Source organism: Sporosarcina jiandibaonis (assembly GCF_013184495.1).
GTDB classification, from domain to species: Bacteria; Bacillota; Bacilli; order Bacillales_A; family Planococcaceae; genus Sporosarcina; species Sporosarcina jiandibaonis.
The window spans coordinates 1044641-1059324 of the sequence record NZ_JAAOIY010000001.1 but is presented as its reverse complement, the minus strand read 5'-3'; the positions used below and the strand labels follow the sequence as shown (position 1 = coordinate 1059324).

14 protein-coding genes and 1 tRNA gene are annotated in these 14684 nt (G+C 39.6%); 10 read left to right on the top strand and 5 right to left on the bottom strand.

Annotation, left to right across the window (positions count from 1 at the left end):
• Position 1: 1 nt before the first annotated feature.
• Both G8782_RS05470 and G8782_RS05465 read right to left on the bottom strand, forming a co-directional pair.
• On the bottom strand, positions 2-517 hold the full coding sequence (locus G8782_RS05470; protein ID WP_172369874.1) for a YjcG family protein: 516 nt from the start codon (positions 515-517) through the stop codon (positions 2-4).
• Between the two features lie 88 nt (positions 518-605).
• Positions 606-1328 (bottom strand): alpha/beta hydrolase, encoded by a 723-nt coding sequence (locus tag G8782_RS05465; protein ID WP_172369873.1) that lies wholly within the window; start codon positions 1326-1328, stop codon positions 606-608.
• A 108-nt stretch (positions 1329-1436) separates the two neighbouring features.
• On the opposite strand from G8782_RS05465, the gene G8782_RS05460 reads away from it, so the two are divergent.
• Positions 1437-1979 carry a phosphatidylglycerophosphatase A family protein gene (locus G8782_RS05460; protein ID WP_172369872.1) on the top strand — a complete coding sequence of 181 codons (543 nt, stop codon included), beginning with the start codon at positions 1437-1439 and terminating at the stop codon, positions 1977-1979.
• A 512-nt stretch (positions 1980-2491) separates the two neighbouring features.
• Positions 2492-4288 (top strand): S41 family peptidase, encoded by a 1797-nt coding sequence (locus G8782_RS18670; RefSeq protein WP_172369871.1) that lies wholly within the window; start codon positions 2492-2494, stop codon positions 4286-4288.
• 538 nt (positions 4289-4826) lie between these two features.
• Here G8782_RS18670 and G8782_RS05450 read toward each other — a convergent pair.
• Complete coding sequence (locus G8782_RS05450; RefSeq protein WP_172369870.1) at positions 4827-5384, bottom strand: hypothetical protein; 558 nt, start codon at positions 5382-5384, stop codon at positions 4827-4829.
• A gap of 292 nt (positions 5385-5676) precedes the next feature.
• On the opposite strand from G8782_RS05450, the gene G8782_RS05445 reads away from it, so the two are divergent.
• Both G8782_RS05445 and G8782_RS05440 read left to right on the top strand, forming a co-directional pair.
• Positions 5677-5883 carry a hypothetical protein gene (locus G8782_RS05445; protein WP_172369869.1) on the top strand — a complete coding sequence of 69 codons (207 nt, stop codon included), beginning with the start codon at positions 5677-5679 and terminating at the stop codon, positions 5881-5883.
• 63 nt (positions 5884-5946) lie between these two features.
• Positions 5947-6324: a hotdog domain-containing protein gene (locus tag G8782_RS05440; RefSeq protein ID WP_172369868.1), complete on the top strand. Its 378-nt coding sequence runs from the start codon at positions 5947-5949 to the stop codon at positions 6322-6324.
• Positions 6325-6384: 60 nt separating this feature from the next.
• Here G8782_RS05440 and G8782_RS05435 read toward each other — a convergent pair.
• Positions 6385-6457 (bottom strand) — tRNA-Val (locus tag G8782_RS05435).
• Positions 6458-6594: 137 nt separating this feature from the next.
• Here G8782_RS05435 and G8782_RS05430 point away from each other — a divergent pair.
• Positions 6595-7440 (top strand): DNA-3-methyladenine glycosylase 2 family protein, encoded by an 846-nt coding sequence (locus tag G8782_RS05430; protein ID WP_172370225.1) that lies wholly within the window; start codon positions 6595-6597, stop codon positions 7438-7440.
• A gap of 161 nt (positions 7441-7601) precedes the next feature.
• Here the strand turns inward: G8782_RS05430 and G8782_RS05425 are convergent, their stop codons facing one another.
• On the bottom strand, positions 7602-7748 hold the full coding sequence (locus G8782_RS05425) for a hypothetical protein (protein ID WP_172369867.1): 147 nt from the start codon (positions 7746-7748) through the stop codon (positions 7602-7604).
• A 144-nt stretch (positions 7749-7892) separates the two neighbouring features.
• Here G8782_RS05425 and G8782_RS05420 point away from each other — a divergent pair, with 144 nt between their 5' ends.
• From G8782_RS05420 to G8782_RS05400, 5 genes are all read left to right on the top strand, one after another.
• Entirely contained in the window at positions 7893-8837 is a 945-nt protein-coding gene (locus G8782_RS05420) for a Gfo/Idh/MocA family protein (RefSeq protein ID WP_172369866.1), read from the top strand.
• Positions 8838-8937: 100 nt separating this feature from the next.
• Positions 8938-10326, top strand: a complete 1389-nt coding sequence (locus G8782_RS05415) for an aldehyde dehydrogenase (RefSeq protein ID WP_172369865.1) — start codon at positions 8938-8940, stop codon at positions 10324-10326.
• A gap of 84 nt (positions 10327-10410) precedes the next feature.
• A complete protein-coding gene (locus G8782_RS05410) occupies positions 10411-11463 on the top strand; it encodes a M42 family metallopeptidase (protein ID WP_172369864.1) in 1053 nt (350 codons plus the stop codon).
• A 13-nt stretch (positions 11464-11476) separates the two neighbouring features.
• Positions 11477-12961 (top strand): UDP-N-acetylmuramoyl-L-alanyl-D-glutamate--2,6-diaminopimelate ligase, encoded by a 1485-nt coding sequence (locus G8782_RS05405; RefSeq protein WP_172369863.1) that lies wholly within the window; start codon positions 11477-11479, stop codon positions 12959-12961.
• Between the two features lie 142 nt (positions 12962-13103).
• Positions 13104-14678 (top strand): peptide chain release factor 3, encoded by a 1575-nt coding sequence (locus G8782_RS05400; protein WP_172369862.1) that lies wholly within the window; start codon positions 13104-13106, stop codon positions 14676-14678.
• The last annotated feature ends 6 nt before the right edge of the window (positions 14679-14684 follow it).

The window sequence follows — 14684 nt, the reverse complement described above, 5'->3', positions numbered from 1 at the left end:
ATTATTTAGCTCCTTCAAGGCGGAATGTTTCATAAACATTCCATGATCCATTTTCCAATTGGTATAAAAGGTGAATGCGGTCGATTGTTTCTGTATGATTAACGCCGATCATTTTCAATTGACCGATAATATCATCATGTTCACCTGATGTAAGTTTTTGCGCGATTGTAATATGCGGAATAAACGCATATGCAGGTTCATCGCCAAAAAAGTTATAATTCAAGTCTTTGTGTAAATTCATCAATTCTTCATTTGCTTCAGCTTTAAAATAGATTGCATTTGTGATTGGAGCAAAAGTGCTTACCTTTGTAACGGTTAACTGAAATGGCCCGTGCTTATCCGTCACTTTTTTAATTTCTCTTGCCACTTCTTCAATCTCTTTGTCGTTCGCATCAAATACGCCTTTAATTGTCATGTGTGGAGTAATTTGCGCATAATGTGGGTCATATCGTTTTCGATACCCGTTTGCTAAATCTTGGAGTTCTTTCGATGGAAAAGCTACAATACCATACTTCATAATGAAAACCTCCTAATTAAATTGTTATAGATTGAAGCGCTAACAATAATTATAACAGAAGTTGCGGTTATCTGTCATATATCTATTATTACTGACCATACACCATTGAGATTGCTCGACGAACGTCGGGTTGCCAGTATTTCCAAGTATGGTCTCCTTTAAATTCTTCATAGAAGTACGAAAACCCTTTAGATTCGACTAAATTCTTTAATTCTCGATTCGGTTTTAAAAAATCTTGAATACCGTCCTTTTGCGTATTTACTTCCGTTTCTTCTTCCCCGATCACGTGATAAATCGAGAATGCAGCTGTATTTTCAACAGCATTCACTTTCTTGAGCACATAATCATCCACATAAGGAGAGTGTAAAATTACCTTTCCGAATGTATTTGGGTATTTAGAAGCAGTCAGCAAGGATATTGTGGCAGCAAGTGAATCGCCCATCAAGCCTCTGCCTGCTCCAATCTGATAGGTCGGATAATTATTATCAATGTAAGGAACAAGTTCATGTGCTAAAAAACGAATATAGGCCTCGTGTTTATCTCCTTCAGGGTGATACATGCGTCTTCTCTCACTGACGCTTTTATAAGGAACGCCAAAGAAAATAACGTCTTCAATTTCACCTGATTCGATGAATTCATCGATGACTCTTCCAACACGGCCATATTGTATGTAATCTTTTCCATCAGATGCAATAAGGACTGCATATTTGTAAAGAGGGGTATAATTATGAGGTAAATGGACAAGTACCTGCATTTCTTCGCCAAGCGCTTCACTCTGAATCGTAAATTCTTCGATTTTACCTTGCTTCATTAATTTTAGCCTCCTAGATGCGTTAATATTGAAATTGTAACATATTAAGTTTCATTAGGTATAATAGAAGTAGTTCAATTTGACAGTCAGAAAAAGGGGATGTATTTAATGGTCAAAAAAAGAAAAGTAGTCCATTCACAAGTTGTGAAAGATGCGACAAAAGCTGCATTGGCACGCCGCAGAGTTAAAATCCAAGACATTGCTGATATCGTTTACGAAATGCAATTGCCTTATAACCCGGATTTAGATATGGCTTATTGTATTGAATCCGTTGAAAGCGTGCTTGAAAAAAGAGAACTGCAACATGCTATCCTAGTCGGCATTGAACTTGATGAGTTGGCTGAACAAGGAAAATTATCATCTCCGCTTCAAGAAATTGTTGTGTCCGATGAAGGTTTGTTCGGGGTTGACGAAACGATTGCATTGGGAGCTGTTTTTACATACGGTTCGATTGCAGTAACGACGTTTGGTCATTTGGATAAAAACAAGATTGGAATTATAAATGAACTCGATACGAAAAAAGGACGCGGTGTTCACACATTCCTTGATGATCTAGTCGCAAGTATTGCGGCATCAGCAGCGTCTAGAATAGCCCATAAATCAAGAGATATACAAGAAGCGAATAATTTAATTGATAAGGATTTACCTTGAGTGTTGTACAAAAAAATCCGAAAAATCACGGAGTACTTGAATGAATCATATTCAAGTACTTTTTTTCGTCTTTGATACCGCTGATCTTCATTTCGGGCGGACGCTTTCCTGCGGGCGAGCGCCGAGCCGATGGAACAACGAAGAGTTCGATTTGTATAATTTTGCGGTCTTTGCAAAATAATACAGCTCTGTGCTCCCAAACGCTTCGCTTTTCGGTCGCAAAAGCCGTTCTTCGTGACGGCTTTCGCTACGCTCAGTCCAGGGTCTCGACTAAGGAAAGAGTGAACTTCTCTTTCGCACTTCGCTTTTCCCGCTGGAGTCGCCGCCCTACATTCCGATCAACTATATATTTCAATTTACAAAGGAAGTTATTTGTGCCGCACATCGCTACGGGGGCTTCAGCTATAGAATTACTAAAATTCTTTTTGCGTTTTATCTATTCTGAAAATAATGAAACTTGTAAGGGTAGAAGTCGTATATATCTTAATAGCGATATTATAGGGAGGGGGGTGGTGACCATAACGAAAAGAATTGTACTGTTTATATTTATCGCTTGTTTCATCATTTTTGCGCCGATGTATATTAAAGAAGATGTATACACCATGGAATATAATTCCATTAACAATATAGAATCATTTGCGAGGTTGTACGGATATGTTCGGTACTTTCATCCAAGTGATGAAGCATCGCAGATAAATTGGGAACAGTTTGCTATTTATGGAGTGCAAAAAGTTAAAGGAGCTAAAAATATAGACGAATTGAAATTGCTTTTAGAGGAATTATTTTTACCTATCGCACCAACCATGAGTATTTATTTTGATGATGAAGGTCCAGAAATAAAAACATCCATCGATGAAAGTTCAGAAGTAATCGCGTGGCAACATTTTGGTTTAGGCTATTCAGAGTCCACAATCTATTCAAGTGAAAGAATCGTAGCGTCTATGGTAAATGAAAAGATGGTATTGGATAACAATAAATTATTCGATGAATTCCCGAAAATCAATGAATCTATACAAAGAAAAATTGGTTCAAATCTAATCTGTTATATCCCAGTAGTGTTAAATCAAGGCAAGGATGGTACGATTGGGCAAACGGAAAAGAGCAGAAAAAGTTTTGATCGCTTACTCGAAGATATCGATACTGTTTCGCTAATTCACTCTAGTACAGATGAAAATGTTCGTTATGCAGGGATTATCGTAACTTGGAATATCTTTCAACATTTCTATCCATATTTTCACGTTACGGATTCTGATTGGGAAGACCAGCTTCGAGTAGCATTAGAATCTACAACAAAAGATGAAAACAGAGATGATTATATAAATTCACTTCTACAATTATTAGAGAAAACAGCCGATGGTCATGTGAAAAATATTCTTGATACAGAAAAGTATCTTTTGAATGATAAGTGGCTACCGTTTATTGCCGATATTATTGATGATAAATTAGTCATAACAGTAGCAGAGGAAAGCTCAGGTTTAAAACCAGGGGACATTATTCTATCAAAAAACGGCGTTGATTCGACTACCGTCATCGAACAACTTAAAGCCGAAATTCCAGGGTCGGAGCAGTGGAAATCATATCTAGCCTCAAAACATTTTAGATTTCATGATGCTGCAATACTTGAAATAGAGCGGAATGACAAATTACTTAGTTTATCTATGAAGGGCGTTTATGGGCCGGATTTAGATGAATTTAATCGAACTATATCATTTGTGGAACTTGAAGATGGGATTTACTATATCGACCTTACAAAGGATGTCATGCCTGCTGTTTTTGAAAACATTGAATTACTATCGCAAGCCAAGGGAATTATTTTTGATTTAAGGGGGAGACCTTTTACGACTAGGCTTTGGGTCGATCTCGTTGGGCATTTAATCGACGAACCTATTAAAGGGCCGATATATTTAATTCCAAAGATAATTTATCCAGATCAAGGTGATATTAAATTCCATGAATATCGAAGCGAAACTGAACCGCTCAAACCATTTTTTACAGGGAAATTTGTATTTCTCTCTTATGCAGGATCAATTAGTCAACCGGAATATATATTAGCGCATATTAAAGATAATGAGATTGCCGAAATTGTCGGTCAACCGACAGCGGGTGCAGATGGAGATGTCCAAATTTTTTCGATTCCAGGAGGTTTATTTGAACACTTTACGGGTGCAGAAGTCTTAAATGGCGATGGAAGCCAGTCACATTTAATTGGTATCAAACCGACAATCCCGATAAAAAGGACGATTGAAGGGGTGAAAAATGGTGAGGATGAGTATGTGAAAAAGGCATTGGAACTAATTAATTCAAATTAATAAAAAAAGTTTTGTTTTAGATGTTTAATCTTTTTTATACGGGGTATATCTTAAGTACAAGGCTAAACAACAGTGGAAGTTGCTGGTAGACGAGTAACCTACAGCGGACTTCACCTGAAGATTTGCACAGCCTTGGGCGGAAAATTTGCTTTACTGGCGAAAGGAAATCTCGTCGGGAACCATGCATTTAGGTTTCAACTCATTCGTTCAAAACGCAACATTCTATATGAACGAATAGAACGTGTAGCAGTTAGCGGTAAGCAGTAAGTTTTTTGTTTGAAGTGCAACTTGAAAGCGGGCTGTGGAAGGTGTAAGTCACACAAAGTGAAACGTGAACCCCTTGCCGGAAGAGGCTTAAGAAGACAGTCACGCCAATCAAACTGCATTGACGGGGTATTCGATTAATCGTCAGAAAGAACAGTTTGTGAACATGAAGTGAAATGAAGAACTAACAAATTTTCCGCGTAACACCCCCGGAATTATGGGGAAGGGAAAGAGCATGATCCGATACTATGGATCATGCTTTTTTCGTGTTTATCTATCCGGATTTTAAAATTATTTCGATTTTACGCAGAAAAAACAAACCTAACTCCAGCCATAGCCAGCTATAAAGAATTGAAAATCCGAAAATCATTAATAAAATCAAACCATCAAAATTAGATGCAACGGTAGGTCCGAATACAGGAAAGCCCAAAACATACAAGGGGATACAAATTCCTGTAAATAATAAAAGCCCATTAATAAGGATAATTTCCAAACGTCGGTGCAAAATTCGAAATGTCCATCCAAGTCCAATCCCGAGAATACCAGTCGTAAACGGAAAAATAAATAGTTCGCTAGGCTCCATTAATAATAATAATAAAATCGTCAGTATATAAGTTAAAATGCCTGTTCGAATTGAAACTAGCGTGCTTAATAATATCGGCAAAGTTGTAAATGGGCTTAGAAGCATGCCGATACCTGGCAATACTCCTCCGGTAGCTTGTAAAATGGCTGCAAGCGAAGCCATCAATGCGCCGAATAAAGAGTGCTTTAAAGATGACCAACGCATAAAAATTTGATGAATATCGTTTGGTGAAGATGATATAGATCTCATGAAATACACAAAATCCCTCCTTTCAAATAGATTGATATGTAAACAATAGAGGATGGACAAATGAATGGCTGAATAGAATGTCTTGGACCAAATTCAAATGGAGGATAACAATATACGCAATGACTTAATCCAAAAGAAGTTCTAGTACATGTAGGATATGAAATGGATATATTTGCAGATAGGTTAACAACACCGAATAACTTAATTTTTACAAAAGAACCAATTAAGAAGGTTAATGGAATAAAGGATTTGGCGATTACTTATAGAATTACATAATCAAAGGAGTGGGGTTATGGAGAAGAAGCTAGTATTTGGTGTGTTGCTTTCGTTAGCAATAATATTGGGCGTGTTTGCACAAGGGATAGCTTACTTTCTGCATGGAAATATTTGGAGATTGACGCCATTCTATTACCTAAATATAATGACAATTTCGAGTGTTGTAATGTTTATTTCAGCTCTTATCTATGTTAAAAAAGTTTCAAGCCAACTACTGAAATAGAAAACGTATTACCTTTTCCATGCAAACTTATAGGAGTGTTCGTAATCAAGGGGGGGAATAAAATTGTCACTAAAAGTAGGAGATATCATTACATTTGAACGGACTTTCACAACAGAAATTGTTGAATTGTTTACCAAGATTTCAGGAGATGAAGGGATTCATCATCTAAGCCCGGATGAACAGGGAAGACTTGTCGTTCAAGGATTACTGACAGCAACCTTGCCGACAAAAGTGGGCGGAGATCATAACGTACTTGCCCGCAATATGAATTTTGAGTTTCTAAGGCCTGTGTTTACGGGCGATACAATAATTTGTGAAGTTACAATTGAAAAATACGAAAGGACAGAAAACAAAAGAACTGCAATTGACGCGTCCTTTAGTTGTGAAAATCACATGGAAAAGGAAGTGCTCAGGGGAGATTTTTCGGGAGTGATATTGTGAAATTACACTTATTATCAAAAAAGAAAAAACACCATCCAATGGAGGATGATGTTTTTATGATGGTCCCAGACGGGCTCGAACCGCCGACTTCCACCTTGTCGAGGTGGCGCTCTCCCAGCTGAGCTATGGAACCGGGATGAAAATTATTGTGTCTCGTTTACCGGACAAACTCTATTATAACCCATGTACATAGTAAGTCAACCCTTTTTCATAAAAACTTATAAAGAAGTATACTAGAACTATAATTAAGAGTAAAAGTAGGTGATTTTAATAGATACTCAAATATCTCTTCCATTCATTTATGATTTTGATCGTGCGCTTGATCGGCTATCCGGGGACCCGCTTAACTCGGTCGATTTGACTAGCCGCATTTTACGCATTCCTATGGATGAAGGGAATGTTATTACCGTGCAAGCGACTGGAACGAAAGTTCAACCTTCATTTATATTAAGCGGCGCCTTAAATAAAATTCAAATTCAAGAAGTCAGTGAAATTCTTCACTTTAATGATTCTCTAGACGGTATTTCAGCACATTTTGCAAATACTGATCTTGTTACAATTTTTGTGGAACATGAAGGAACACCACTTATTCGAAGTTTTTCACTTTACGGAACGTTAATGAGAAGCATTATTCACCAACAATTGAATATGTCATTTGCAAATACATTGTCAAAGCGTTTTGTTGAAACATTTGGAAGTGAGACGGAGGGAGTTTTGCGGTATCCGTCACCTGAAATAGTTGCAAACCTAGATGTTTCAACGCTCAGAGAGATGCAGTTCAGTACAAGAAAGGCTGAATACATGATTGGTTTATCGCAAGCAATAGCAGACGGATCCCTTGAACTCGAAAATCTTCGACAGATGGATGACGATGAAGTAACCGCGAAACTTACTGCCTATCGTGGTGTGGGTCCATGGACAGCCCAAAGTTTTCTTATGTCCGGGTTGGGCAGACCAAATTTATTTCCAATTGCAGACATAGGTCTTCAAAATGCACTCAAGATTTTATGGAAGCTAGATAAAAAACCGACAAAAGATGAAATTATCGCCAGTTTTCCACATTGGACCCCATATTTAAGTTATGCAGCATTATATTTATGGCGAAGTATTGAGTGAAAAAAGTATTAAAAAGCACGGTAGATGAGCTCCTAAAGGAACGCGTCCGCCCGGAACGAAAATCCACGGACATAATAAAAACCGAGTACTTGAATGGATTGGTCAAGTACCCGGTTATAATTATTGGACCTCCAAATTAATGGACAATCCTCTATTAGCAATCATGAATGCAAATGTTCAGTGCTATCTTCTTCCTCTGTAAAATAGAGGAAATTCTCGTCTTCAAGTTCAGAAAGTCTCTCTTTGTTGATTCCAAGAGAAAGATTCCCCTCGAAAATTTCTTCCCACCAAGTTTCTGTCGTTGTCATTGTATTTCCTCCTTAATCGATTGTTTTTTCGAATTAAACATTATTTACCCATGGGTGCTATAATACAAACTGTAATCGGGCAAAAAGATTCGGAAGGCCTACTTTTTATATTAAAAATTTATTACCACTGAAGGAGCGAGTCGATTGGGTAAAACATCTTTTGCACTAATTGGCACAGGTATCGTCGGCGAGCGAATCATTAAACAAATTCTCGCGAACGACAATGCAGAAATCATCGCATTGTACGATGAAAATACTGAACGGCTAACTGAAATGGCGAATACATATGGTCTTTTTGCTACATCCTCCTATGAAGAGGTTTTAGCATTAAAACCGGACTGGGTATATATTGGTACACCTCCAGTATCACACGCATCACTTAGTAAGATGGCAATTGAAGCCGGTTTGCATGTACTTTGTGAAAAACCACTTGCACATAATGCAGAAGACGGATCAGTGATGGCGCACGCTGCAATCGAAAAAACGACATTAACGGCCATGCATTTCCCTCTAATGTACAGTCCAGCGGTAAGGCATATGATGAAGCTTGTTGAAAAAGGAACGATTGGCGACATTGTCCGTGTCGAATTAAATGCATATTTTCCACACTGGCCGAGAATTTGGCAACAAAATCCGTGGATTGGTTCACGCGAGCAAGGCGGATTTACGCGTGAAGTGTTCCCGCATTTTCTGCAAATTATGTATAGAATGTTTGGGAACATAAGGGTCCAAGACCACAAAACGACATATCCAGTCGATGAAACGCTTGCCGAGACAAGTGTCATTGCAATTGGTGAAACTGAAAATAAAATACCAGTCCTTTTAAATGGAATTTCAGGAATCGGACAGAAAGAAGAACTGTCCTACATAGTATATGGAACGAAGGGTGTTTTAAAACTGCGTAATTGGTCGGAACTTAGTGTCGCACAAAAAGACAGTCCTTTTGAAATATTGACTTCTTTCGATTCAGTAAAATCACTTGTCGAAGAATGCATTTCAGGATCGAACGGAGAAGCTGAAATCCTTGTTCCATTTTCCGAAGGACTCGTTGTCCAAATACTGATTGATGAACTCTTGACAGAAAAATAATGATGGGAATTTGTGTATAATCATATGTTGCTATGAGAAATTTTGCATATTCCTATAATTCTGGTTATCATTGAAAGTACTACTAGAATGGGGGGAAACGATGAATTTTACTGCACAAGATGTTGAATCGATGATTGCATCACAACACCAGTTTTATTTCTCTGGACAGACACGGAGTGCGGAATTTCGAAAAGAAATGTTAACAAAATTACGCGATGCGATTCTTGCAAGTGAAGATGCGATTTCGGATGCACTTCAAAAAGATTTGGGAAAGAGTCCGTTCGAATCGTATGTAACTGAAATCGGCTTTGTCCTTTCAAGTATTTCGCATATGATCAAAAATGTGGATGCTTGGATGAAGCCGAAAGTTGCAAAAACACCGATTCATTTGCAACCTTCAAAAAGCTTCATCGTTCGGGAACCATACGGCTCGGTCTTGATTATCGCACCGTTTAATTATCCGTTTCAGCTTGTCATGGAACCATTGGTTGGCGCGATTGCCGGCGGGAACTGTGCAATTGTGAAGCCGTCTGAATCTGCGACTCACACAGTTCGGATTGTAGAAAAGATTTTATCGGAAACGTTTCCACCCGAATACATTCGAGTTATTGAAGGGGAACGGGAAGAAACAACCGCGCTTATTCATGCGCCTTTCGATTATATTTTCTTTACGGGCAGTGTTGCAGTTGGAAAAGTGATAATGGAAGCCGCTGCGAAAAGATTGACGCCGATAACGCTTGAACTCGGAGGGAAAAGTCCGACAATTGTAGACCAAACAGCGAATCTTGTTCATGCTGCTGAGCGAATCGTTTGGGGAAAATTTCTAAATACCGGGCAGACTTGCGTTGCACCTGATTATCTATTGGTTCATCATTCGATTAAAAAAGAGTTTATCGAGATTTTGACTGATACGATCCAAGACTTTTACGGCATGGATGCGAAAGATAGCACTGATTACGGAAGGATTATTAATGAAAAACAATTTGTCCGACTGGCAAAATTGATTGAAAGAGAATGGCCGCAAATCGTATATGGCGGCGATTTTGATCGTTCATCTTTATTCATCGAGCCAACATTGCTCGACCGAGTGACTTGGGATAGTCCATCAATGGAAGATGAAATTTTTGGTCCGGTGTTGCCAATTCTTGAGTACGATAATCTCGGGGAAGTTATTCATCGTATTCGTCAATTGCCGAAACCGCTCGCGGCTTACATGTTTACGGAAAATGAAGAAGCGGCTAATTACTTTATTGAAAGTTTACCGTTCGGCGGCGGCTGTATTAACGATACGGTTTCGCATGTCGGCAATACGAATTTGCCTTTTGGTGGAATCGGTTCATCTGGAGTCAATGCCTACCACGGTAAAGAAAGTTTTAATCTTTTTACCCATGCTAAGTCAATGATGCAACGAAGCACGAAAATTCCTATGCGGTTCGCCTTTCCGCCTTATGAAAATAAATTAAAACTAATAAAACCGCTAATCCGTTAATGGATGCGGTTTTTCTTTTCTTTTAGGCTGCAATAAAAGTATACTAATTCTATAGTTGAATTTTAATCAAAGGGGATATCAACCATGACGAATATATTTAATAAGGAGAAAACAGTTGAACTTATAAAGAGACTTGTTGAAACACCGAGTCCATCGGGATATACATCGACAGTAATGGCTTTAATCGCAGAGGAATTTGAAGCGATTAACGTTCCTTATACAACGACTAATAAAGGTGCAATCATTGCAACGATCAAAGGAGAAGATACAACAAGGCACCGCTTACTAACTGCCCATACGGACACGCTCGGTGCAATGGTGAAAGAAGTTAAAAGCAATGGTCGATTGAAATTAACGATGATCGGCGGATTTAATTGGAATGCAGTTGAAGGGGAATATTGCTTGATTCATACAGCTTCAGGGAAAAAGGTTCGCGGGACGATATTGATGCATCAAACGACCGTCCATGTTTATAGAGACGCAGGTTCGGTGGAAAGAAATGCAGAGAATATAGAAGTGCGCATTGATGAAAAGGTATTTAATGAAGATGATACGCGTGCACTTGGCATCGAAGTAGGCGATTTTGTTTCTTTCGATCCGCGTTTTGAAGAGACGGAAAGCGGATTTATCAAATCTCGTCATTTAGATGACAAAGCTAGTACCGCATTAGTGATTGAATTAATACGGTCATTAAAAGAGCATAACGTTAAACTACCGCATACAACTCATTTTTACATTTCAAATAACGAAGAAATCGGCTATGGAGGCAACTCGAATATACCTACAGAAACGGTTGAATACATAGCGGTCGATATGGGTGCGATTGGCGATGGGCAAACGTCCGATGAATATACGGTGTCGATTTGTGCGAAAGATTCGAGCGGGCCGTATCATTATGCATTAACACAGCACCTCGTCGGGCTTGCAGAAGAGAATAAGATTGGTCATAAGCTTGATATCTATCCGTATTACGGGTCGGATGCGTCAGCAGCAATTCGGGCGGGTTTCGATGTTAAACATGCGTTGTTTGGACCTGGAATCGAGTCATCACATGCGCTTGAACGAACACATATTGACTCGTTACAGGCGACTGCAGAACTTTTACATGCATATGTCACATCTGACATGATGGAATGAACGGAGGATTTTAATGAATACGAAAAATTTACTTTCAATTTTACCTGTGAAAAAAATAGAAGGCGCGTTACCATCAACAATTACAGATCTTGCGGTTAATTCGCGGGTCATAAATGCTGGGGGAATGTTTGTCTGTATTGTAGGTTTTACAGTCGACGGTCATGATTTTGTTCAACAAGCAGTTGATAACGGGGCGCGCGTTATTGTAGCGTCCAAGCCGGTCAATGTTGACTTGGAAAAAGTGGCAGTTGTAACAGTCGAAAATACTTCGCGTGCGATTAGTTTATTGGCAGCGCGCTACTATCAATATCCTTCGAAAAAGATGACGATGATTGGCGTTACGGGAACGAATGGAAAAACGAGCGTTAGCGGAATCATCCAGGCTATTTTAAGAGCATCCGGAGAAAAGTCCGCAGCATCCGGGACAATCGGATTCGACTTGGACGGTACACTTTATGAGACTGAAAATACGACTGGCGATGCGCTAACAACTCAAGCGATGATTGCACAAGCTGCAAATGAAGGCTGTAAAACGATGTCGATGGAGGTATCTTCCCATGGACTCGTTGAGGGCAGACTTGCCGGAACCGAGTTTGACATTGCGATATTTACAAATTTGACGCATGATCATCTTGATTTCCACGGAACGATGGACAATTACGGGGAAGCGAAAAGCCTTTTGTTTTCTCAGCTAGGCCAGGATCTTGAGCAAAGAAAATTTGCTGTCGTGAATGCGGATGATCCATGGAGTAAGAAATTATATGAAAAGACAAGTTATCCTATTTTGACATACGGCATTAAGAACGAAGCCGTATTCCACGGAGAAGATATCGAACTTGACGCAGATGGTACAACGTTTACATTGAATTCTCCAGATGGTAAATTCCCGGTGCAGATGAATTTAATCGGTGAATTCAGTGTGGCAAATGCACTCGCGGCAATTGCAGCACTTTATGCGAAAGGGATGGCTACGGCTGATATCGTCAACTATCTTGGCGAAATTGACTCTGTGAAAGGCCGAATGGAAAAGGTTGAGACAGAGTTGCCGCTGACCATGTATGTCGATTATGCGCATACGCCGGATGCAATAAAGAAAGCGATCGAGGCGGTTCTTCCTTATAAAACGAATAAACTCATTTTCATCATCGGCACTGGAGGCAACCGGGATCGTGTAAAACGTCCAATCATGGCAAAAGAAGCATCGGTCGCAGACTATGTCATATTGACAACAGATGACCCGCGCGATGAACCATATGAAACAATTTTGTCAGAGTTAGAAGCCGGAATGGAACACGACAACTATGCTTGCATCGGCGACCGTGCCGAAGCAGTTCGTCATGCAATCACCGTTGCAAATCCGAATGATATCATAATATTTGCCGGTAAAGGCCATGAAGATTTTCAAATTATCGGAAATACCAAATACCCGCATTCCGATGCAGAAATCGCGCTTTTAGAAGCGGAGAAAAAATTCGGGTCGCAAGAAGCAAGGAAATAATTGGGGGACGAGCTGTCTAGTTTTCTAGGCGGCTCGATTTTTTTTGGAATGAAACATATACTAATTTCGAGAAAAAATTGTTGAAATTTACGGTTGTAATCACTATGATTAGACAATCGGAACAGAAGGAGATTACAAACAAATGAAGAACCCAATAAATGAAGAAATTGCGTCTAGACGGACATTTGCAATTATATCCCATCCGGATGCAGGTAAAACAACGATAACGGAAAAACTACTCTATTTCGGCGGCGCTATTCGCGATGCTGGAACAGTTAAAGGTAAAAAGTCGGGCAAGTTTGCGACATCTGATTGGATGGAAATTGAAAAACAACGAGGAATCTCGGTAACATCTTCCGTTATGCAGTTCGATTATCAAGGCAAACGAGTCAATATTCTCGACACACCCGGACACGAAGATTTCAGTGAAGACACGTACCGCACATTGATGGCGGTCGATGCTGCAGTCATGATGGTCGATGTGGCTCGCGGGATTGAACCCCAAACAATCAAGCTCTTCAAAGTATGCCGTATGCGCGGTATTCCGATCTTTACTTTTATCAATAAAATGGATAGACAAGGGAAAGAACCATTGGATTTGATGGAAGAACTTGAAGAAGTGCTTGGAATTGAATCTTATGCGATGAATTGGCCGATCGGAATGGGGAAAGAATTCCTCGGTATATATGATCGTTTTAATAATCGAATTGAACAAGTTCGCGCCGAGGGAGACGACCGTTTTCTTGAATTAGATGAAGACGGAGGACTTCGGGAACCTCATCCGATGATGGAGACATCTTATTATCAACAGACATTAGAAGATGTTTTATTGTTAAATGAAGCAGGTAATGAATTCGACGAGGAGCGTATTGCTAATGGAGAATTGACGCCTGTATTTTTCGGAAGTGCATTGACGAGTTTCGGTGTGCAAACATTTTTAGAAACATTTTTACAGTTTGCCCCTCCACCGCAGCCAAGAAAGACAAAAGATGAAACAGAAATTAGTCCGCAATCGAAAGAGTTTTCAGGATTCATCTTTAAAATTCAAGCGAATATGAACCCTGCCCACCGTGATCGAATCGCATTTGTGCGAATCGTATCGGGCGCGTTTGAACGCGGAATGACGGTTTCTGTGCCACGGATTTCCCGTACATTCAAACTTACTCAAACTACACAGTTTTTGGCGGATGACCGGGAAACAGTGAATGAGGCCGTTGCTGGAGATATTATCGGATTGCATGATACAGGGAACTATCAAATAGGCGATACGATCATCGGCGGGAAATCCTCCTTTACATTTGATGCATTGCCGCAGTTCACTCCTGAATTATTTGTGCGGGTCACGGCGAAAAACGTGATGAAGTCGAAGCATTTCCATAAAGGAATATTGCAACTTGTACAAGAAGGTGCCATTCAATATTACCGCACGCTTCATACAGAAGAAGTGTTGCTCGGAGCTGTTGGGCAACTACAGTTTGAAGTTTTCGAACACCGTATGAAAAACGAGTATAACGTGGAAGTGCAAATGGAAAACCTTGGCTCCAAAGTTGCGCGATGGATTGAAAACGAGAGCGATGTAAAAGAATCCATGGCAGGTCAACGCGCAATGCTCGTGAAAGACCGTTATGAGAAATTAGTATTTTTGTTTGAAAATGAATTCGCAATGCGTTGGTTCCATGACAAAAATCCGGATATCAATTTATATAGTTTGCTATAATTTTTT